This window comes from Fibrobacter sp. UWT2 (genome assembly GCF_900142545.1).
Taxonomy (GTDB): Bacteria; Fibrobacterota; Fibrobacteria; order Fibrobacterales; family Fibrobacteraceae; genus Fibrobacter.
In genome coordinates, this window is record NZ_FRBF01000016.1 from 24,614 (window position 1) to 44,164 (window position 19,551).

The following is a 19,551-nucleotide window of genomic DNA, read 5'->3' on the forward strand; positions in this document are numbered from 1 at the left end:
CAAAGATAGCAAAGTAGACGGTAGGAAGTAGGAAGTAGACAGGAAAAAGATTGGTTTGAAGGGGGAAGAATTCCCCGAAAACCCAAAATCAAATAAATGGGTTCAAAATTCAGGGTAGGAATCAGTCCTTGATGCAACGGATAGAAAAAGCATCATTCATTTTACTGTAAAACGATAACATATAGTCGTTTTCGTAAGACAAACCCACATAGAAAGCATAGTCAGCTTCGTAATCATCGGAACTCCAAAAAACCGCAGATTCACCATCATCATTTTCAAAATTACCATAGCCATCCCTAGCTCCAACGGGCCGAGCATTAAACCCATAGGCATCCGTACCATTTCCGTTTTTATACCAGCCATTTTGAGACTTTAACATCTTACAAGCTATATTTCTACCTCCTACAGCATCATACAGGGTGCCCCACTCAATCTGCTTTGGCATGTGCCAGCCGCTAGGGCAAATGCCATGAACAGAATCCATAAAATACAGGCCACAGGACTTGCTGCCATAACCACAATGCAACGGTTTCTCACCTTCGGTAGTCCATCTCATTGAATCAATGGCCGCAGCCCATGTGTATAAGCGACCATACATTTCACAATAAAAAGCACTATCATTATAGCACCAACTTTTACCATTTACGCTTAAGTCTGAAGAATCATAGTAGTTCAGATTTTCAGCCATCCACCACTGACTACCTATTTTCACCGTCTTGTAAGTTTGACCATCACGATCGTCAAGCAAAGTTCCATATTCGCATTTGTCCTCAGTTTCTGTCTTGCACGGAATCGCTAAAGTCACTGAACTCGACGAAAACACATCCTTGCCCGCGAAACTGCTACTAGACTTCACATTTTGTTTGGACGAGCTAGACCCATTCGACTCCGCATTGTCGCTGCTAGAGATAGCGTCGTCATTACACTCCTCGCAGCGTAAATCGCTAGAATCGGTCAATTTTTTTGTTGAAGATGAACTTACTTGCCCTTCAGCGCTACTCAAGGTCGTAGGATCATCATCGCTCGGATTTGTGGAATTGCCACCTTCCCCGCTACACGCCGCCAAGAACGCAACCATGCACAACGCCACAAAAATCTTTTTCATAAAACCTCCGGGAATCCCCAACAACTTAATTTTTCCGGCGGAAATATAATTATTTTCACATACTCTGTTCATTTCATGTGAATTGCTGACAACAATGTGCGACATATCCACACACAACAAAAAAATCTGTTGATAGCAGCAAACAGTTGATTGCAAAAACAAGGGGGTTCTCGTTTTTTGCAATTTTTAATTGTAGATTTGCACACTCAACAACTTTTAGGACATTGACTCGTCCATGGTATTTATTTATATTTATGGAAGGTCATCTAATATGAACACAGAAATCAAAAAAGACATCAAAAAGCTGATGGACAAATTACCCGAGGTAATTGCCGCTAAGAAGCGTATGTCTGCCCATATTAAGGAATATGGGTCGTTAGAATCATTTAACGATGACCACATTAAGTTCGTCAAGCCGCTATAGTTTAACCGAATCCCCAAATGGTTATATCTTTACAACAGATTATGGCAACGAATATCTCGTTACCTTTTCGGACTTAACAAGTATAATCAACCTGAAGGGTTTAAAAATCTACGATTTCGGGATCGAAGTCATTAAGCGAAATTCGGTAAAAAATGACAAGTTTAACGGGAAACTGAAAAATACTATAGCAGCATTACTTTCCCAGTTGTTCTTCAAGCAACCCGAATGCGCGATTTTGATTATTCTAGACACTACAGACAATAAACATCAAGCACGCTATAGGATGTTTCTTTCGTTAAAGCATAATTCTTGGTTCAAGCAATTTAACAATGGTGTGCTAGAAATAATTGACCTCCCCCTATGCGAAAAAGATTTTGAAAACGTCTGCTTTTTACTCATCCGCAAACAAAATCCCCATTTGCAAGATATTCAATCAGCCCTTACAGAATACCTAAATTTATCCTTTGGGAATGATTAAAAACAGGGCAACAATTAAGGACTCCCTTGGAGTCCCCGCGTTTCTGTACCACATTCGCCTTGCGGTCAGTCCTTTACGCAACGGACTGAAAACCCGTAGTACTTAGTGGAGTTGCCCAGGCCCACATCCGCGTAGTAGTAGTCCATAGCCACGTCGCACGCGCGGGAGCGATCGTTCTCAGTTGAGCACCAAAAATACGCGAGCCAGCCGTCATAATTGAAAGCATGATTCCATAAGCCAGCAGGCAAGACTGCAAAACCAAACGCATCCGTACCTTTGTTCTTATACCAGCCACTCTGCGACTTGAGAACCTTGCCCGCACTGGATTGGCCGCCCACTGCCGTGAACAGGACATCCCATTCCGTTTGCGATGGTAAGTGCCAGCCCGTGGGGCAAATGCCCTGCACCGTGCCGGTCAGATCGCAAAATTTGTCGTAACCGCATTCAAGCGGATTATCGGCATCATTTGCCAGTTTCACCGAGTCGATCGCCGCGGCCCAGGTGTAAAATCGACCTGTCACATCACAGTTTGCAGGTTCATCGTTGTAGCACCAGGACCAATCATATTTATCCTCACCCGAGCCTCCCTGACCAGGGTCAAAGTTCAGGTTTTCCGCCATCCAGGTTTGTTCACCAATTTTAACCGTCCTGTAAACCTTGCCATCACGAGTGTCCGTAACAGAATCATACTTTATTTCAGGATTCAAGTAAGTCTCTTTGGGTAAACCCCAATCAAAGTCTTTCAAAGAACTTGATGATACTTCGCTTACACTGCTGCTAGACTCGCTACTACTAGACTTTGCCAAACTGCTACTGGATTTGGCTGAACTACTTGATTTTACACTACTACTGGACTGCATTGGGGCATCCGAATAGTCCTTGAGACAACGGACGGAATACCCGTTGTACTTATCGGTATAGTCCAGGTCCGCATCATCGTAGCCGTAGCCCATGAGCACGTTGTACACGCCATCGAATCCGCCCTCCGTAGAACTACTCCAGAAGTGCGCGACGGTGCCCTCGTAGTCGTAACCCCAATCACCGTAGATTCTGACGCCAGCAGGCAACGCCGAGAACGCATAGGTGTCCGTGCCGTTGCCACTTGCCCCGTGATTATCACTCCAGCCGCCGGCGGACTTGAGCATCTTGCCCGCTATTGAATCTCCGCCAACCGCTGTGAAAAGCGTATTCCATTCATCGTCGCTGGGCAAGTGCCAACCAATGGGACAAGCTGTTGCCGCAGCAGCCCATGTGTAAAGGCGACCGTAGTTGGAGCAGTTGGATGGATCGTCGTCATAGCAGTAAGAGTTCGTCGTTTCATAGTTCAGGTTTTCCGCCATCCAAATCTGCGTGCCGATGGTAACAGTCTTGTAGGTCTGGCCATCGCGGGAGTCGATCATCACCCCCATAACTACAGTCGATGGATCAACAACACTCGATGACGAACTCTTCGCCTTTTCACTGCTAGATTCCGGGTCGCCGCCCGGAATGACGGAGGAGGAGGATTCGCCTTGCTCAACCGAAGAAGACGATTCAACACCCGGTTCTTCATTCGACCCTGCAGACGCCGACGAACTGTCATCGCACCCGACAAAAGCAAATGCCACCAAACCCATCGTCAGAAGAATCTTTTTCATAAAACCTCCGGTAACCCGGTAACACTAATCCAAGGAACAATGTAGTATTTTATATTTAGCGCAACCATGCTCCAAATTTTCGAAGTGACAAAAGATTCTCCGTGGTTGCCGCAGGTGAAGGCGCTGTACGAGTCAGCGTTTCCGGCGAACGAGCGGATTCCAATGAAGCAGTTGTTGAACAACAAGATTCAGCGGGAATTTTGTGCATTCGTGGATACGATTGATGGCACACCCACATTTTGCGGGTTCTCGAATTCGATTACACGGGGCACGATTACCAACATCGTCTATTTTGCAGTGGAGCCTACGCTACGCAGCCGCGGTTATGGTTCAGAGATCCCGAAAACCATCCGCGAACAGCACCCCGAGACCCGTCTGGTGGTTGACATCGAGGTCGAAGAAGATTCCAAAGACGCCAAGGAGCTTAAGCTTCGGGAGCGCCGCCGCAATTTCTACCAGCGCAACGGTTTTGAAGCCTCCCCGTTCGATTACCTATGGCAAGGCGAACATTACCGATTGCTCACGGTGGGCGGAACCGTTACCGAAAAGGAATTCCGCGATTTTTGGAAAGAAGTCCTCAAGGTCATTCCCGGCGCAAAATACCCGTAAAAGCTAGTTCTTTACGCAGCGAACTGAATACCCGTTAAACTTGTCGAATTCGCCCAAGTACGCATTCTCGTAGTCAAAGTACAAGTCTATATAATATGCGACGTCGCTATCGAACTCTGTAGAGCTCCAGAAGCTCGCGTGTTCGCCTTCGAAAACGAAGTTGCTATTGCCAGCAGGCAACGCAGAAAAGCCGAAAGCATCTGTGCCGTTTCTTTTTTCGGTCCAGCCGCTCTGCGTTCTGAGGACCTTACCCGCAGTTGAATCGCCGCCAACCGCCGTAAACAAGGCGTTCCATTCGTCAGAACTGGGCAAATGCCAACCCGGCGGGCAAATTCCGTACACCGTATCGGGCAAGGAGCAGGTCTTGCCAAGGCCGCAATTCTGCGGATTGTCCACATCGTTCGCCAATTTCACCGAGTCAATGGCTGCAGCCCAGGTGTAAAAGCGTCCCGCCACATCGCAATTTTTCGACTTGTTGTCAAAGCACCAAGACCAATCATATTTGTCTTCACCCGAACCTCCCTGACCGGGGTCAAAGTTCAGGTTTTCAGCCATCCAAATTTGGTCGCCAATTTTCACCGTCTTATAGACTTTGCCATCGCGAGAGTCCGTAATAGAATCGTACTCTATTTCTGGATTCAGACGCAATTCTTTAGGAACTTTCCAACTCCAGTCTCCAGAATTAAGCAAGCTGCTGATAGACGTGGTATCAGGTTCGTCGCATAGGATCCAGTCCCCCTGTTCACACCTAGCATAATAAATTGGCGTACGCCCTGGTGCATGATTCGCCGCATACATATACGACCATGGCTTCACCAAGCCTTCATTTTCAGCACTACATACCCAATCATCTGGAGCAACGCGAATCACGTCCCCGCCCCCTTCCATTAATTCTTCCGGAGATGTTGGAAAAGGTCCAGACCATTTACCACTTCCACATTTATAAAAATCTGTTGCGATTATAAAAGACGTACCCATGACATCTAGCACTTCCGTGTACTGCCGCATTAAGAATTTGCCCTCGTACTTTTCATCGCAAGTACGATATTCCCCCGGATTAAAGGGTTCTTGCACAGAAGAACTTGAGGGAGGCTCTTCCGAGGAACTTGAAATGATTGCCTCAGAAGAAGACGAATTCACAGAATCCACGGAATTTGCAATAACGGATTCAGAACTGCAGGCGCCCAATAAAGAAACGAATCCGACTTCAGCCACCCAACGCACAATAGAAAACTTTTTCATAAAACCTCCGGCAACCCGATATAAAAAAGCTATAACAAATGTAGATAATTCAATGCTTAATTTATTTTATGAAAATATAATTAATACAAATCTTTACGTTCGACATTTGTTAACTTTGTATAAACTGTAATGAACATGAAACGATACGAGCTTGACACAATCGGACAAATCTACGGACCCACGATTACCAAAACGTGGAGTCCCACGTTCAGAGTGCAGGTTACATTGCACGAAACTGTCGACCCCGCATTGCTTCAACAGGCGACCGATAATCTCAGAAGTCGTTTTCCCTACATTTTTGTGGCTCTGAAAAAAGGCTTATGTTCCTATTACTTTGAAGAAACCGACGAGAATTTGCAAGTTCAGCCAGATGGCGAACATATGCTTGCCTATTACGGCATGGAAGAGGCTGCGCATCATTGTTTACGCGTCATTTATGGGAAAAAGCATATTGCCATCGAAATTCTGCATGTATTGACAGACGGAAATGGAGCAAACGTCATTCTGTTCACGCTTCTGCACCGCTATCTAGAACTGCGACACGGCTTGCCAGAAGTTCCAGCGAATTTCCGGCACAATTTGGTCTATTCCTTTAACGACAAGCCAATAGACGAAGAATCTGAAAACGCCTTCACAAAGAACGCTGGCTCAAATCCCATCAATTTGAAGGAGCCGAGGCCCTACAAGTTGCAAGGCAAGCGCCTTACGGACAAACAAGAGATTTACACCATAGGCGTTATCGATACCGACGCCCTCGTCGCCAAAGCGCATAGTTGCAAAGCAACCGTTACCACATACCTTTCCGCTGTTATGGCCGAAGTTATCTGCGAACTTCAAAACGAGCAATGCCAAAAGAAAGCGGTCGCCATCGGCGTTCCTGTCGACCTCAGGAAGGTTCTTGCTAGCAAGAGCATGCGCAACTGTGTCGCCCAAAAGAATCTGGTACTTCTTCCCGAGCAACTAAATTACAGTTTAGAGCAAAAATGCGATTTGCTAGGCCAGCAGCTGAACCATTTTAGGCAAGACAAGGAATTGGTACGGAATCTGATTGCGGCCTACGTGACTCCATTGGAAAATCCACTAGTAAAGCATATTCCCTGCATCGTTAAGGACAGGGTTATCAGCTACCTGTACACCAGAGACGCCGATGCGGTCATGAGCATCAACCTTTCGAATCTTGGCGAAGTAAAAGTTCCCGAAGAGATGCGCCCTTTCATAGACCGAGTCTATTTTATTTTAGGGCAAGAAAAGACTATCCCCAACACTTGCACCGTCATCAGTTTCAACGGAAAAACATCCATCAATTTTACACGAAACATTCAAGAATCCGCTGTCGAAGACAGATTCTTCAGACACCTTAAGGAACTGGGTTTGAATGTTGACGTAGAACAACTTAAATAAACAGGAGGATATATGAAAAAACTCTTATTGCTGTCCCTTGCCCTACTGCTTGCAAGTTGCGCCCCCAGCCGCGTGGAGCCCACTGTCACAACTAAGGGTTTTTCTGCATTCAACGGGCTATACACAAAAGTAACCAGTCGCACCCTGAGCACCCCTGTGCCTAAGCCTATTTCCGTAAAGTTCGACGGTGACTGGGATATTCAAACCTCCTATTTTTCGCTTGAAAAGAATCTCGCCTTCTTCATGTGCACCAAGGAACCGGAACACATCCAGTTCAGGGGTATGCGCATTGACGATCTCTACCGTGATGCAACTTTCACTGTAGACAGGAACGCCCCCGAAGAAACGTTCATCAAATTCTACTTGCAATGGGATCACGACTTCTGGACCACCAAACAAGAAATGATGAAACACGGTGACGCCTCCAGCCCCAAATACAACAGCGAAAAGAAATACGGCACCATCAAGACGGTCAATGGAGCATATCAGCGTTGTGTCCTTGCCGCTGTCGTTGAAGACGCCCTTTTCATGATGACCGGCGAAGCTGTAAACTCCGACAAGGACATTTGCGAGACTGAAGCCGAAATTTGGGAAAGTCGCGAATCGTTCTAAAGGCGATTGTTTCGGGCTTTTAACCCGTTTTTGCAAGAATTTGTGACGTTCAGCATGCGTTTTTGCATGTTGTTTTTTGGGCATTCTTTTTCCCCGGAAAAGAATTATTTTTGTACTCGTAAGGGTCTCGTTATGAGGCCAGGTTATCTTTTTACGACAAGAGGGGTCCTATGAAATCCAGATTCTTTTTGACCGCAGGATTTGCAATCAGCTTATTGTGCGCAGCCTGCAGTGACGACAGCAACAGCCTGAAAGCTAGCGACGCAGGCAAAGACGATGGTCATGTCGCAGATAAGACCACCCCCGAAAACCCAAACGTTGAAACGGCAGACGGAGCCACCTTCGAAACTAAAGGAAATAGATCTTACCACGTCAACGACTACAGTTCCATCGAAGAAGCATCAGTCATGTACGACTCATACGATGTCAAGATGATTCGCACATTCGATGAAGTCTATACCACCGTTGAAGCGCCTTCTGTCGCCCCCGGAGGTGTCGTAGAAGACGTTCCCGTAGACTATGCTCCCGGCGGAGATCCCGGCGACGATTATAACGGCAGAACTTATGGCCTGCTCACCGCCTCCGAATGGAACGATTTGGACAATTGGAATGCCTGGAGTGAAATATTGGCAGGAGAATTTTCCGATAAGACGGCCTACTGGAAATTCTACCCCTCGACTCTCGCCGCGGTCAAGGTCGTTGACGAAAACGGCACCGGTTTAGCCAACGTTTCCGTAGAACTCCTTAACGGCAACGACATAGAATTCGCAACCAAAACCGACAACTCGGGCCTCGCCTACTGCTGGGTCAAATTATACGAAGATGCAATCAAAGAAACCGTAAAGGCAGAAGACTTCTCGTTGAAAGTCAACGGCAAGGTTTCCGAAGCCCCCGTCGAGTTTTCGCTCCTAAGCGGCGAACTCAAGGTCAATACGATTACAAGCGACGCCAAGCAGGCAGATGCCAAGGCAGATGTCGCATTCATCGTTGACGCCACCGGCTCCATGGGCGACGAAATCAGATTCCTCCAATCGGACCTCAGCTATATCATTGACCACGCCCACTCGGAAACTAACGTTGCTTTACGTACGGCAATCGTATTCTATCGCGACGAAAGCGACGAATACCTCACCCGCGGCAAGGACTTTTCCACTGATGTCGCGAACACCCAGGCATTCATCGCCGAACAGTATGCTAGCGGCGGCGGTGACTACCCCGAAGCCGTACACTCTGCACTTGAAGCCACGCTGCAGAATTTCTCCTGGAACGAATCGGCACGTGCTCGTATCGCCTTCCTGATTCTTGACGCTCCCGCCCACCATCAGGACGACGTCATCGAAAGCCTTCAAAGTTCCATCCGCTTCTACGCCAAGAACGGCATCAAGCTGATCCCCGTAGCGGCCAGCGGCGTCGACAAAGATACGGAATCCATGTTGCGCTTCTTTGACATCATCACGGGCGGCACCTACGTATTCCTCACCGATGACAGCGGCATTGGGAATTCCCATATCGAAGCATCCGTAGGCGAACACGAAGTAGAAACGCTTGCTGACCTGATGATTCGCCTGATCAAGAAATACGTGGAATAAGAAGATTCAAATTATCACCCTAAAAAAGCGAAAGGGCGGTCGAAAGGCCGCCCTCATTATTTTGCACGCTTGCAGTCCCCCCTAAAATAAGGTATATTCGGGGCGTATAAAGATAAATTAAAGAAAAAAGGAGAAAATACAATGAGCGAATGCAAGTCTGAAGATATGGATAAAGTTTGGATGAAGAGAATCCGTAATCTGGCAGGCCTGATGGGAATGATTCTGCCTTGGGTTTCCTTACTCGGCGCCATTCTCGTTGCTCGCACCAAGGGTTTCCCTAATGATTTCTGGAGCCTTCTGTCCATTTCGGAAACTTACTATGTGACACCTCCGCTGGTAGGCATCTTGACGACAGCAGCTGTCGTGTTGATGTGCTATAAGGGCTATAGCACCAAAGACCATGTGATTTCCGCCTTGGCTGGCGTTTTCGGTCTGATGATCGTCCTGTTCCCGTGTAAATGCCCTGCCGCCGAAGAAATTGTTGGATTTTTCCAGTTGCCTGTGAAAATCTCAGATATTATTCACTGTGCCTCTGCAGTCGCCTTCTTTTTGCTTTTATCGTACATGAGCTTGTGTCAATTTACTCAAGGTAAAAATGACACGCGTAACAAGCGCATCAAAAATATCATCTTCAAGATTTGCGGCATCGGCATGTTGGCCTCTTTGGCCATGATGGTCATCCCGGTCGATTTCTTCGCAAAGACATTCGTCGTCGAAGCAATCGCACTAACCTTCTTCGGCGTCAGCTGGCTTGTGAAAGGTGAATTTCTCGGATTGTTGTCCGACGACTAAAAATTAAAAAAAAATGTTCATCGAAATAAAAAATATATTACTTTTATGAAGTCCTCAAAAAGGAGAAAATATGAGTACATCCTTTATCGTTTTTAATATCATCGGTCTTGCAATCGTCATCATTGCAGCATTCCGCATCGGCATGCAGGTGAGCAAGGCGGCTAAGTTGGAAGCCCCGGAAGCGCAAAACAACAAGTCCTATGACGAATGCCTAGCCAAAAACAATACAAGCTTTAAATACGGTTCCTTTACCGATGCACGCGATGGCGAAACCTACCGCACCATAAAAATCGGCAACCAGGTGTGGATGGCCGAAAACCTGCGCTATAAGACAGAAGACAGTTTCGCCCCCGGCAACGAAGAATCCAACGTTGCTCAATACGGCAGGCTCTATAAATGGACTACCGCACTGAACATTCCTGCAGAATACCAGGAACAGTCCCCAGCAAAAGACATCAACATGTATCGCGAAATCAAGGCCGACAACTACCAGGGCATCGCTCCGGAAGGCTGGCACATTCCGAGCATTAAGGAATGGGAAACCCTCATGGAAAACCTCCCCGCCAAGTCCAACGGTGTGGAATTGCGCAGTGAATGCATCTGGCAAAAGCCCGGCACCGACACTTTGGGATTTTTCGCACTCCCTGCCGGTTACCGTTTCGACAACGGAGCCTTCTGCCAGTTCGGCAAGCGTGTTCGTTTCTGGTGCAAGGAAGAATACGGCACGGCCAATGCCTACCGTTTTAACCTTACCGAAGACTCCATGGACATCGAAGGTGTTTACAGATCCGACGCCATTTCTGTCCGTTGCGTAAAGAACGCCTAATTTAAACTTTCACAGGAAATCCTTCATGCCCCGCATGGAGGATTATATTTATGATTCTCCGCAAGCCTGATTTTTATGACCAGTTCAAATGCATTGCCTCGCGGTGCAGCGACACTTGTTGTGTCGGCTGGGAAATCGATATTGACGAGGCGACACAAGAGGTTTACCGCAAGGTGGCGGGAGCCTTTGGCGAGCGGCTCCGCGCAAACATTGAAGATGGGCATTTTAAAATGCTCCCTCACGACCGTTGCCCGTTTTTAGACAAGGACAACCTCTGCGAAGTCTACCAGAACTTGGGCGAAGACGCCTTATGCGACATTTGCACCGAGCATCCGCGATTTGTCGAGGTCTATGGCGATATTATGGAGCGGGGACTCGGGCTCTGCTGCGAAGAAGCCGCGCGCCTGTTGCTTGAAGGCGAAGGCCCGTTGGCCTTTACCAGCGAAGAATGCGACGAACCCGAAGACGAATTGGATGACGATGACCGCGAAGTCCGCAACGAAGTGCTTTACATGCGAGAAAGCTTCTTCAAGACGCTAGCGGACAGTTCCATTTCTCTCGGCAACAAGCTCTATCAAGTTTTCGGATACACCGGCGAAAACATATTCGAGCCCTTTGAAAGTGCCTGCGCCATGTTGGAGCTTCTAGGAAAAGCCGAAAGCTACGGCCCGGATTGGGACGCAGCCTTCGCACGCATCAAGGCCCGCGTTGAAGCCGCCGATGCGAAGCCCCTTTCGGATCAAGGATTCTTCACCGAAAACGAAAGTTGCCGACTGCTCACCTATCTGATTTATCGACACTACGCCAAATGCCTTTTTGAAGGCCACGAACAAGGCAAATTAAAGTTCGCCTTGTTCTTCTGGAACTTGGCAAGATTTTTCACTCGGGAGCTTGCAGGCAACGCCCCCGGTGACATCAAAATCAACGCTGTCAAAATCCTTTCGAAGCAGCTAGAATACTGCCAAGAAATTATGGAACTCGTTGAAATTTCTCTAGACGAATAAAGGGCTAGGCCGCTAGGCGATCTTTGTCCATCACATGCTTACGCCATTTGCCGCTCTTCCAGCGAATCCAGAAAATAAGCGGAGCCGTACTGTACACGGCAACGACCGTAATCCAGGCGTATTGAGCCGGCAGGTGGAAAATGTAAGCTGCCACATACAAGGCTCCCGCCACGCACCAATTCATAATGGCACACGCGAACATGACCCACACGGTATCGCCCGCACCGCGAAGTGCACCCGCATAAATCACGAGCAAGACTTCTACGAAAATGTAGAAGGTCGCAATTCGCAGCATGAAAATGCTCATAGGCCGCGCCGCCGCGAAAATAGCTAGCGCCTCGGCAGATGCTTCAGCCGCATCGGGCTTGAATATATCCGTGAGAATACCCGGCAAGAAAATAAAGAAAACACCCATCAGCAAGGAATATCCCCAGCCGAGTTTGAGGCCGGAATAAGTCGAACGCGTTGCCGCGGCACCGTCGCGCGCACCCACGTAACGCCCCACAAGGCTTGTAGAGGCTACTTCAAGGCCCATCAGCGGAACGTAGGCCACCATGTCCCAGTTGAACATGACCGAAGACGCAGTTGCCGATTCGGGCCCAAGCGCATGGAACATAAGAATCAGGAGCTGGAACGCCGCCATATTCAGGCACATTTCGACACCGGAAGGAATTCCTTTCTGCAAGAGTTCCTTGGTCAAAGGCCAGCTAAACGCAAACGCATAACGGGTGCGGAATCGGTCGTGGCAATTTTTGCCGAAGAATTTCGCAAACAAAATCACCGTCGAAACCAGGTTCCCAATCAGGGTACCGTAAGCGGCGCCCGCCACGCCCAAGGCGGGAATCGGGCCAAAGCCGTAAATCAAGAAGAAGTTGCAGACGACATTCACAATCATGCCGACAAAGGCTGCCTTCATGACAATCTTGGTTTCGCCGATACCGCTAAAGAAACACGGAGCCGCATTGCGCACCAAGTTAATGATGCCACCGAACATCAGAATGTTGAAGTAGGTCTTTTGATACTGCAGCTGGTCTGCCGGCAAATGTTCCATTCCAAAAGCCAAGTGCCCTAGCGGAATCGTAAGGTACAAAAGCGGCACCGAAACAAGCGACAGGTACACCGCCTGCATGAACACACGGGCACAATCCCAGCGCTTTTTGCCACCCAGGCGCTGCGCCACCATAGCGGTCGTGTAGCTGATGGCTCCGGTAAAGAACATGGTGAGCGCAAGTTGCACTGCCCCCGCTCCAAGAGCCGCATTCATTTCGGCCGGGCCAAGTTTCGAAAGGAACAGGCGATCAATAAAAGTCATGATCGTGTCGAAAGACATCGACATAAGCATGGGAAGTGCTACCACGAGCACATCCTTCACATCACCGTTTTTCTTGAATTTAGACGGTCTGTAGAACTTATTGAGTATTGCGTCGACCATATTGGGCGACAAATATAGAAATTTTTACAATTTATGCAAGTTTCTATCGAGCAACACTTTCAAGTTTCTTTTTTAAGGTTGAAAGGACTTCTTTCTTTTCGGTATCAGGGCGAGCCTGGAGGCTACCTGTATACAGGGCATCGACAAGCCCATTTGAAAGCGCTTCGGATGCCTTGCCCTGGTCGCCCAACTTTTTTACCTGGAGTTGGATTCCTTCGCTAGAAAGCGAAGCCGACACTTTTTTCAGCGTTGATTCATCTTCTGCATTTACGACGCCCACCGTCACGGTCACTGCCGTCACTTCTTTTTTGAGGGTTGCATGCTTACGGGCGCAACAGTCAAATCGAGCCGCAGCAAAAGAACTTAATAAAGCACATAATAAAAGTATTTTTTTCACAGTCCCCCCACTAGAAATCGAACATAACTTCGACGCCGAATATCAAAGAAGGATCGTTTTTATTGCCTTCGGACGGCCAATCTTTATCGTCAGGGATGTCGGCAAGAACCATCGAGATAATATTTATTTTGTAACCGGGAACATTAAAGTAGAACCGTCCACCGACGCGCCACGATTGCAAATCTTCATCTTTGTCTAAAGTATTCGTATGGTATTCAAGAGGGATACCAATACTTAAGGATTCCAGCAAGGCTACGCTCGGTTCTACCGCTACAAAAAAGTATTCCGGACGAGTTGTCATTTCCAAGAATGTACGTTCCGGGTCATCGATAACCGCATAGAACAGAGAACCTATGATGCAAAATCTCGAAAATTCAAACGACGGTTCAGCCAAGAATACATGATTCGACACCGCATCATCGCTAGCCAAGAAGACCGAATGATAGCCGTATAATCCATGCAAGGCAAAATGTTCCGACGAAAGCGAAATATCTAGCCCAGCATAAAGTTCATTAAAATCCTTTCGCTGATAGCTTTTGTAATCGGCATAAGGGCGAAATACCTGGCCTGCAATTTCAAAATCGTAAGCGGCATGAATTTCGTACGTAAGGCCTTCTTTGCAATCCATTCCCATGTATTCGCCGAACATATAGTGGTAATAGCAACTTTGGTCGTTACTTCCGCTACCAAAGCCGACATTGAGTTGCAAGCCATTCCACAAGAATTCAACGCCGCGAATAGACTTTTGCCTTATGCCCGCCGCATCGTCCCGAGGGTCGCCAAAATCATAATAATTTTTGAACAGACCTTCGAAATAATTTAAATCGCCAATACGAAAAGCCAAGTGTTCAGAAGGCGCATATTGAACATAAGCTCCGTTAAAAACGACAGTCGGGTGCACAGGATCCATGGTCGCATCATCGCCCATATCCATGCCTTCCATATCTTCCATTCCATCCATCGCCATTCCCATCGCTTCAATTTCGAGCCATGCAGACCAACGATCGTTAAAACGGACATCGAAATCCAAGTCTAGCATAGATTCATAACGATGCACAACGTTCGATTCATCAGTATTCCAGTCGGCATAAGCGTGAACCATAATCATTCCCGAAAGGTCCAGCTTAGGACGCTCAAAGGCAAGCGACAAACCGACTAATAGAAGGACATACAATAATATTCGTTTATTCATACAAATAAATTCTGGCACCCATCACTTACAAGATTACTTTTTCAAACTCTTAATAAATTCATCGATATAACCCGTTACCGTTTTCACGTCTTCGGCAGAGCCCCAATGGGTATTGTGGTCGGCACCTTCAACTTCGTGAAACACAACACTTTTTGCTCCAGAAAGTCCCTTTTGCAAGGTTTTCTGAGATTCGTTATCGAACAAGGCATCCTTGGTGCCCCATATGATTTGAACATCCGTCGCAATCGAAGAAAGACGCTTGGTATTATCAATTTTCAAAAGATTCTTGACCAAGTATTTCCACACATAGTAAGGCACTTGTTTCAAGTGTTCCAGATTGGCGGCCTGAAAATCCTTATCCGGATTCATGCTGTAGCCCCACGCCTGAATAAAGCTTTCAGGGAGTTTCTGGGTCGAATCGTATGCATAAATGCCATCGAACGATTCATCGTCGGTACCGTTCACAAGCCAATCCAGCGTGGCATTCTTCTCGTCAACCGAAGCACCTGAACCAATCAAGGTAATCGAAGAAACAAGCTCTGCATTCGTAATGGACAATTCCTGAGCAATAAAGGCTCCAAGCGAATGTCCCACAATGTGAACTTTTTTCAGGCCAAGTTTTTCGACAAAGGCTGCTATATCGCTTGCAAGTTCAGCGACAGAATACGAAGATTCATCAATCGGCTTGTCCGTTTTTCCATTGCCGCGGTATTCGGGTACATAAACGCGATAGCCTTTTTTGGCAAGCGACGGTGCCACCTGCGACCAAGAAACTCGACCATCGGTAAGTCCGTGAATCAATACGACCGGAGTTCCCTTTTCATCACCCGTCACTGTATAGGCCAAATGTATTCCCGTTGCAAGGTCAACCGATTTTTCTGTCCAGTCGACATTCTGGTATTCGGCAAAACTTTTTGTTGTAAAGGTATTATTCTTGCCCATAAAATGATGCCCGTTCACCTGAGCTTCATCTTCAAAGGCATAGACATCCGTATTGCTGCTCCCCACATGAACAACATCGGCACTTCCAGAAAAATCAACACGGCCAGAACGCTTGATGAGCAAATTTCCGGTCACCTTGACATTCTTTAGGACCGTTGCACCTGGCGTTGTCGTAGAAACCGTCAGCACACCATTGATTGTTGTATCTTGCAAGAAAATGAATCCATCCTGGATATCTTCATCTCCAAGCGTCAGGTCACCGACGCTAGGTTCTTCCATGTGATGGCCATGGTGCTCTTCGTGGGAAGTTTCTTCTTCGTGAGAAGATTTTTCTTCGGGGGCGCTACTTGAGTCATCAGAGCAAGCGGCAAAGAAAAGTGTAGAAGCAAGAATTGCTGCCGAGAATAAAGCAAAATTATTATGAATTGTCATTGAAGCCTCCGTTTGTATTCGTTTTAAATCGGGCTCAATATTAGATTTTACGGAGGTTTACGTCCAATACTATTTTTTCATGGCAATTGATAGCTTTTTTCTATAACAAGTTCATTTTATCGTGAGCAAACGGCTTACCTCAAATTCAAAGTCCAAGCAAGAAATTACTATATTTGACCCACTATGTTTTCACAGCTGACTGACTCTCTAGAATCTACTCTCAAGAACCTGCGCGGGCAGGGCAAGCTCACCGAAGAAAACGTCGCCGAATCGCTGCGCGAAGTGCGCCGCGCTTTCCTCGAAGCCGACGTGAACTTCAACGTGACCCGCGACTTTGTTAAGGCCGTCAAGGAAAAGGCCATGGGCTCCGAAGTGCTTACCTCGGTGACTCCCGGTCAGCAGATTGTGAAGATCATCCACGACGAACTCGTGGCCGTGATGGGTGGCGAAACCAAGGAAATCAACCTGTCGGGCCCGGCTCCGGTAGGCATCATGATGGCTGGCCTGCAGGGTTCCGGTAAGACGACTTTCGCCGGCAAGATTGCCCTTTGGATGCGCAGCAAGAAAAAACGCAAGCCCCTTCTGGTGGCCGCTGACGTATACCGCCCCGCCGCTATCAAGCAGTTGCAGGTGCTCGGCAAGTCCATCGGCATCCCCGTTTATGACGAAGGCCAAGGCGATCCGGTGGAAATCATCAAGCACGGTTACCAGTACGCCAAGGACAACGGTTTTGATTTAGTCATTTACGATACCGCAGGCCGTCTGCAGATCGACGAAGAGTTGATGCAGGAACTCGAAAAGGCCAAGGAAGCTGTTCACCCCGACGAAATCCTGTTCGTGGCAGACGCCATGATCGGTCAGGAAGCCGTGAACGTGGCCGAAACCTTCTGGCAGCGCCTCTCGTTTACGGGCGTATGCCTTTCCAAGATGGATGGCGACACCCGCGGCGGTGCAGCCCTCAGCATCAAGAAGATGACGGGCGTGCCTATCTGCTTTATCGGCGTCGGCGAAAAACTTTCGGATATTGAACTTTTCCACCCCGACCGTATGGCCAGCCGAATCCTCGGCATGGGCGACGTGGTCAGCCTTGTGGAAAAAGCGCAGCAGGTCATCGACGAAAAAGACGCCAAGGACCTGAAGAAGAAGATTCTCAACAACACCTTCGACCTGAACGATTTCTTGAACCAGTTGCGTACTATCAAGAAGCTCGGCCGCATCAAGGACATTCTGAGCCTGATTCCGGGTCTGAACAAGCTCCCCATCGACCAGATTGACGAAAAGGAACTCGTTTACGTAGAAGCCGTGCTCAGCTCCATGACCCCGAAGGAACGCAAGAAGCCTGATATTTTGGACGGCAGCCGCAAGGCTCGCGTGGCCAAGGGTTCCGGCACCGAAATCGGTCGCGTGAACGCCGTGCTCAAGCAGTACGAGACCATGAAGGAAATGTTCAAGAAGGTCGGCGACATGGCCCGCAGACAAAACAACGGCGGCCAAGTAGGTTCCAACTACACGCCGCCTAAAGACAAGAAGAAAAAGAAGAAGAAATAAAAGTGAAGCCCGGTCAACCGGGCTTTTGCTTTAACAAATCGCTTTAGTGATTTTCGAGCTTGCTTAAATCTGTAGAAAGCATTTTCCAGAGGCGGGACGCGAAAGGTTCCGCCCATTCTTTTTCGGGTGCCACGCGACTGGTGGTCGCAGCGGTGAATTCCGAATACACGAGGAACACAAGTTCCCCGTAGCGGGCGTCCCATAGCGTCCAAAGCGTTTGCCAAGTATAGCCACCGCTCTTGCCGAGGTCCGTATCCATACGCACATTCAGCACTACCGGAATGGACACATAGCGCAATTCGTAGCGGCTAGCTAAAGCATTCAGCAAGTTCTTGAAGTCCTTGGAAAGTTCACGGGAAATATCCTGCTCCACCCCGTCGCGTTCCAGCCACGGGCTCATATCGCTCAGCTTTTTACCGTCGGCAAAGATGGAGCCTAGCAGCATGTTCGAAAGGCTATCCACATAAGCGGAATCCGCATCCGGCAGGCGCATGCCCGGGAGCATGAGTTCGCGGCGCATCTTGGGGAATGCCTTGACCATCAAGGAATCTTCGACGCGGGCCAAGTCAAAATCCAGAGCGTCTGCGCTGTAGCTGTGGCAGAACTTGCATTTTTCGGGGCGGTCAGCCTTAATCGAAAGCGACGGAAAAACGCCCCATACCGCCGTTGAATCCATGCGGCTATACGCCTTCTTGTTCCACTCGCGGTAGAATTTTTCGTTCGTGATCTTCAGTTCGATATCGCCGCGGGTTCCGCATTCCTGACACGGAGCGTCCTTCATGCTCGCATCACCCGAAGCATCATCGCCGCCTTGGCTGCCTGCGCAACCAGCGAAAGCCAACATGCTAAAGCAAACTAAAAATGCGATTTTCAATCTTTTCATATAGCTCCCTTAGATTCTTCGACTCCGTGCTACGCACTTCTCCACAAAGAGGATAACTCAACTTTAGAACTAAAGTTCTTAGTTTCGCATAGCTCAGAATGACACTTTTCTAGACCTGCCTCGGTTTTCCCGTCCAACCAAGCTTTTCGCGAAGCGCACCCACAAAACCCGTATGGCGCATGCGAATAAAGGTCGTCACCGACTTGCTTTCGGCGAGAGTCACCACATCATTAGGCTTCAACACCACCGTGGTACGGCCATCGAACACCAAGTCGAGTGGGCCATCGACCGCAGACTTCATCTGAAGTTTCTTGGAAGAAAGCGAAAGCACCAGCGGACGCACCGAAAGGCTACTGGGAGCCACCGGAGTCAACACCACCGCAGGCGTTGCCGGGTGAATAATGGGACCGCCTGCCGCCAAGTTGTAAGCGGTAGAACCCGTCGGAGTTGACACGAGCAGAGAATCGGCCCAGTAATCGGTCAAAGCCGTTCCGTTGTATTCTACGCTCACATTCACCATACGCTCGGGCGCGTGCGCACGAACGTGCACCTCGTTCAACACCGTCTGCTTGGCGACTTGTTTCTTGCCATGGTAAACCACAGCTTCAATCATCATGCGCTCGCGGGTCGAAAAGTCACCGGCAAGCAAGCTATCCAAAGTCTGCGAAAGGCCTTCCACGCGAGTCTCAGCCAAAAAGCCCACACGACCCGCGTTCACGCCCAGAATGGGCGTGTCGTGCCCGAGCGCCATATGCGCCGCCGAAAGCACCGTACCGTCGCCGCCAATGGCCAGGAGCAAATCCGACTTGCAAAGCACATTTTCCTTGACAACCTTGATGGGCTTATGTGCCAAATCCTTCAGGTTATCCAGAACGCAGAAGGTGACCTGCGGATGCTCCACCGCCCACTTGGAAATCATGTCAAGCGCAAGAGCCAAATCCGGATTCTTGTCTTTCCAGCCCACGATGCCAATAGTCTGGAAATTCATTTTTCCATTCTTCTTCAT

18 protein-coding genes are annotated in these 19,551 nt (G+C 48.4%); 9 read left to right on the forward strand and 9 right to left on the reverse strand.

What is annotated here, in order from left to right; all coding sequences use genetic code 11:
- Nucleotides 1-121 precede the first annotated feature (121 nt).
- On the reverse strand, nt 122-1,105 hold the full coding sequence (locus BUA40_RS10975; protein WP_255369291.1) for an FISUMP domain-containing protein: 984 nt from the start codon (nt 1,103-1,105) through the stop codon (nt 122-124).
- Between the two features lie 392 nt (nt 1,106-1,497).
- On the opposite strand from BUA40_RS10975, the gene BUA40_RS10980 reads away from it, so the two are divergent.
- The gene (locus BUA40_RS10980) at nt 1,498-2,007 is read left to right on the forward strand and encodes a DUF6169 family protein (protein ID WP_072800839.1); all 510 of its coding nucleotides are present in this window, start codon (nt 1,498-1,500) and stop codon (nt 2,005-2,007) included.
- Nucleotides 2,008-2,072: 65 nt separating this feature from the next.
- Here BUA40_RS10980 and BUA40_RS10985 read toward each other — a convergent pair whose 3' ends face one another.
- Nucleotides 2,073-3,644, reverse strand: a complete 1,572-nt coding sequence (locus tag BUA40_RS10985) for a fibrobacter succinogenes major paralogous domain-containing protein (protein WP_072800842.1) — start codon at nt 3,642-3,644, stop codon at nt 2,073-2,075.
- A gap of 66 nt (nt 3,645-3,710) precedes the next feature.
- Between BUA40_RS10985 and BUA40_RS10990 the strand changes: the two genes are divergently transcribed.
- The gene (locus tag BUA40_RS10990) at nt 3,711-4,253 is read left to right on the forward strand and encodes an N-acetyltransferase (protein WP_072800844.1); all 543 of its coding nucleotides are present in this window, start codon (nt 3,711-3,713) and stop codon (nt 4,251-4,253) included.
- A gap of 3 nt (nt 4,254-4,256) precedes the next feature.
- Here BUA40_RS10990 and BUA40_RS14240 read toward each other — a convergent pair whose 3' ends face one another.
- Nucleotides 4,257-5,495 carry a fibrobacter succinogenes major paralogous domain-containing protein gene (locus BUA40_RS14240; protein ID WP_083585376.1) on the reverse strand — a complete coding sequence of 413 codons (1,239 nt, stop codon included), beginning with the start codon at nt 5,493-5,495 and terminating at the stop codon, nt 4,257-4,259.
- Between the two features lie 135 nt (nt 5,496-5,630).
- Between BUA40_RS14240 and BUA40_RS11005 the strand changes: the two genes are divergently transcribed.
- The 6 genes from BUA40_RS11005 to fliB all read left to right on the forward strand — a co-directional run bounded on the left by BUA40_RS11005 (nt 5,631) and on the right by fliB (nt 11,719).
- The gene (locus BUA40_RS11005) at nt 5,631-6,896 is read left to right on the forward strand and encodes a hypothetical protein (RefSeq protein ID WP_072800936.1); all 1,266 of its coding nucleotides are present in this window, start codon (nt 5,631-5,633) and stop codon (nt 6,894-6,896) included.
- 12 nt (nt 6,897-6,908) lie between these two features.
- A complete protein-coding gene (locus tag BUA40_RS11010; protein WP_143149784.1) occupies nt 6,909-7,508 on the forward strand; it encodes a hypothetical protein in 600 nt (199 codons plus the stop codon).
- 170 nt (nt 7,509-7,678) lie between these two features.
- Entirely contained in the window at nt 7,679-9,097 is a 1,419-nt protein-coding gene (locus BUA40_RS11015) for a vWA domain-containing protein (protein WP_072800852.1), read from the forward strand.
- 141 nt (nt 9,098-9,238) lie between these two features.
- On the forward strand, nt 9,239-9,889 hold the full coding sequence (locus tag BUA40_RS11020) for a hypothetical protein (RefSeq protein ID WP_072800855.1): 651 nt from the start codon (nt 9,239-9,241) through the stop codon (nt 9,887-9,889).
- A gap of 70 nt (nt 9,890-9,959) precedes the next feature.
- A complete protein-coding gene (locus BUA40_RS11025) occupies nt 9,960-10,715 on the forward strand; it encodes a fibrobacter succinogenes major paralogous domain-containing protein (protein ID WP_072800857.1) in 756 nt (251 codons plus the stop codon).
- Between the two features lie 50 nt (nt 10,716-10,765).
- Nucleotides 10,766-11,719 carry a flagellin lysine-N-methylase gene (fliB, locus tag BUA40_RS11030; protein WP_072800859.1) on the forward strand — a complete coding sequence of 318 codons (954 nt, stop codon included), beginning with the start codon at nt 10,766-10,768 and terminating at the stop codon, nt 11,717-11,719.
- A 4-nt stretch (nt 11,720-11,723) separates the two neighbouring features.
- On the opposite strand, the gene BUA40_RS11035 is transcribed toward fliB, so the two are convergent.
- Genes BUA40_RS11035 through BUA40_RS11050 form a run of 4 tightly spaced genes read right to left on the reverse strand, consistent with a single transcriptional unit; the run spans nt 11,724 to nt 16,114 of the window.
- Entirely contained in the window at nt 11,724-13,151 is a 1,428-nt protein-coding gene (locus BUA40_RS11035) for an MATE family efflux transporter (RefSeq protein ID WP_072800862.1), read from the reverse strand.
- A 43-nt stretch (nt 13,152-13,194) separates the two neighbouring features.
- Nucleotides 13,195-13,548, reverse strand: coding sequence for a MetQ/NlpA family ABC transporter substrate-binding protein (locus BUA40_RS11040; RefSeq protein WP_072800864.1), 354 nt, complete (start codon nt 13,546-13,548; stop codon nt 13,195-13,197).
- 10 nt (nt 13,549-13,558) lie between these two features.
- A complete protein-coding gene (locus BUA40_RS11045) occupies nt 13,559-14,740 on the reverse strand; it encodes a hypothetical protein (RefSeq protein ID WP_072800866.1) in 1,182 nt (393 codons plus the stop codon).
- Between the two features lie 33 nt (nt 14,741-14,773).
- Nucleotides 14,774-16,114, reverse strand: a complete 1,341-nt coding sequence (locus BUA40_RS11050) for an alpha/beta fold hydrolase (RefSeq protein WP_072800868.1) — start codon at nt 16,112-16,114, stop codon at nt 14,774-14,776.
- A gap of 183 nt (nt 16,115-16,297) precedes the next feature.
- Here BUA40_RS11050 and ffh point away from each other — a divergent pair, with 183 nt between their 5' ends.
- Entirely contained in the window at nt 16,298-17,662 is a 1,365-nt protein-coding gene (gene ffh / locus BUA40_RS11055) for a signal recognition particle protein (protein WP_072800870.1), read from the forward strand.
- Between the two features lie 43 nt (nt 17,663-17,705).
- Here ffh and BUA40_RS11060 read toward each other — a convergent pair whose 3' ends face one another.
- Together BUA40_RS11060 and BUA40_RS11065 are read right to left on the reverse strand one after the other, a co-directional pair.
- Complete coding sequence (locus tag BUA40_RS11060) at nt 17,706-18,545, reverse strand: hypothetical protein (protein WP_072800873.1); 840 nt, start codon at nt 18,543-18,545, stop codon at nt 17,706-17,708.
- Nucleotides 18,546-18,654: 109 nt separating this feature from the next.
- Nucleotides 18,655-19,551, reverse strand: coding sequence for an NAD(+)/NADH kinase (locus BUA40_RS11065; protein ID WP_072800875.1), 897 nt, complete (start codon nt 19,549-19,551; stop codon nt 18,655-18,657).

Coding starts and splice junctions, on each gene's coding strand:
- BUA40_RS11045 (WP_072800866.1), bottom strand. CDS start 14,740: ATGAATAAACGAATATTATTGTATGTCCTTCTATTAGTCGGTTTGTCG.
- ffh (WP_072800870.1), top strand. CDS start 16,298: ATGTTTTCACAGCTGACTGACTCTCTAGAATCTACTCTCAAGAACCTG.
- BUA40_RS11020 (WP_072800855.1), top strand. CDS start 9,239: ATGAGCGAATGCAAGTCTGAAGATATGGATAAAGTTTGGATGAAGAGA.
- BUA40_RS10985 (WP_072800842.1), bottom strand. CDS start 3,644: ATGAAAAAGATTCTTCTGACGATGGGTTTGGTGGCATTTGCTTTTGTC.
- BUA40_RS11010 (WP_143149784.1), top strand. CDS start 6,909: ATGAAAAAACTCTTATTGCTGTCCCTTGCCCTACTGCTTGCAAGTTGC.
- BUA40_RS11035 (WP_072800862.1), bottom strand. CDS start 13,151: ATGGTCGACGCAATACTCAATAAGTTCTACAGACCGTCTAAATTCAAG.
- BUA40_RS11050 (WP_072800868.1), bottom strand. CDS start 16,114: ATGACAATTCATAATAATTTTGCTTTATTCTCGGCAGCAATTCTTGCT.
- BUA40_RS11025 (WP_072800857.1), top strand. CDS start 9,960: ATGAGTACATCCTTTATCGTTTTTAATATCATCGGTCTTGCAATCGTC.
- BUA40_RS10980 (WP_072800839.1), top strand. CDS start 1,498: ATGACCACATTAAGTTCGTCAAGCCGCTATAGTTTAACCGAATCCCCA.
- BUA40_RS11015 (WP_072800852.1), top strand. CDS start 7,679: ATGAAATCCAGATTCTTTTTGACCGCAGGATTTGCAATCAGCTTATTG.
- BUA40_RS14240 (WP_083585376.1), bottom strand. CDS start 5,495: ATGAAAAAGTTTTCTATTGTGCGTTGGGTGGCTGAAGTCGGATTCGTT.
- BUA40_RS11005 (WP_072800936.1), top strand. CDS start 5,631: ATGAAACGATACGAGCTTGACACAATCGGACAAATCTACGGACCCACG.
- BUA40_RS11060 (WP_072800873.1), bottom strand. CDS start 18,545: ATGAAAAGATTGAAAATCGCATTTTTAGTTTGCTTTAGCATGTTGGCT.
- BUA40_RS11065 (WP_072800875.1), bottom strand. CDS start 19,551: ATGAAGAAGAATGGAAAAATGAATTTCCAGACTATTGGCATCGTGGGC.
- BUA40_RS10990 (WP_072800844.1), top strand. CDS start 3,711: ATGCTCCAAATTTTCGAAGTGACAAAAGATTCTCCGTGGTTGCCGCAG.
- BUA40_RS10975 (WP_255369291.1), bottom strand. CDS start 1,105: ATGAAAAAGATTTTTGTGGCGTTGTGCATGGTTGCGTTCTTGGCGGCG.
- fliB (WP_072800859.1), top strand. CDS start 10,766: ATGATTCTCCGCAAGCCTGATTTTTATGACCAGTTCAAATGCATTGCC.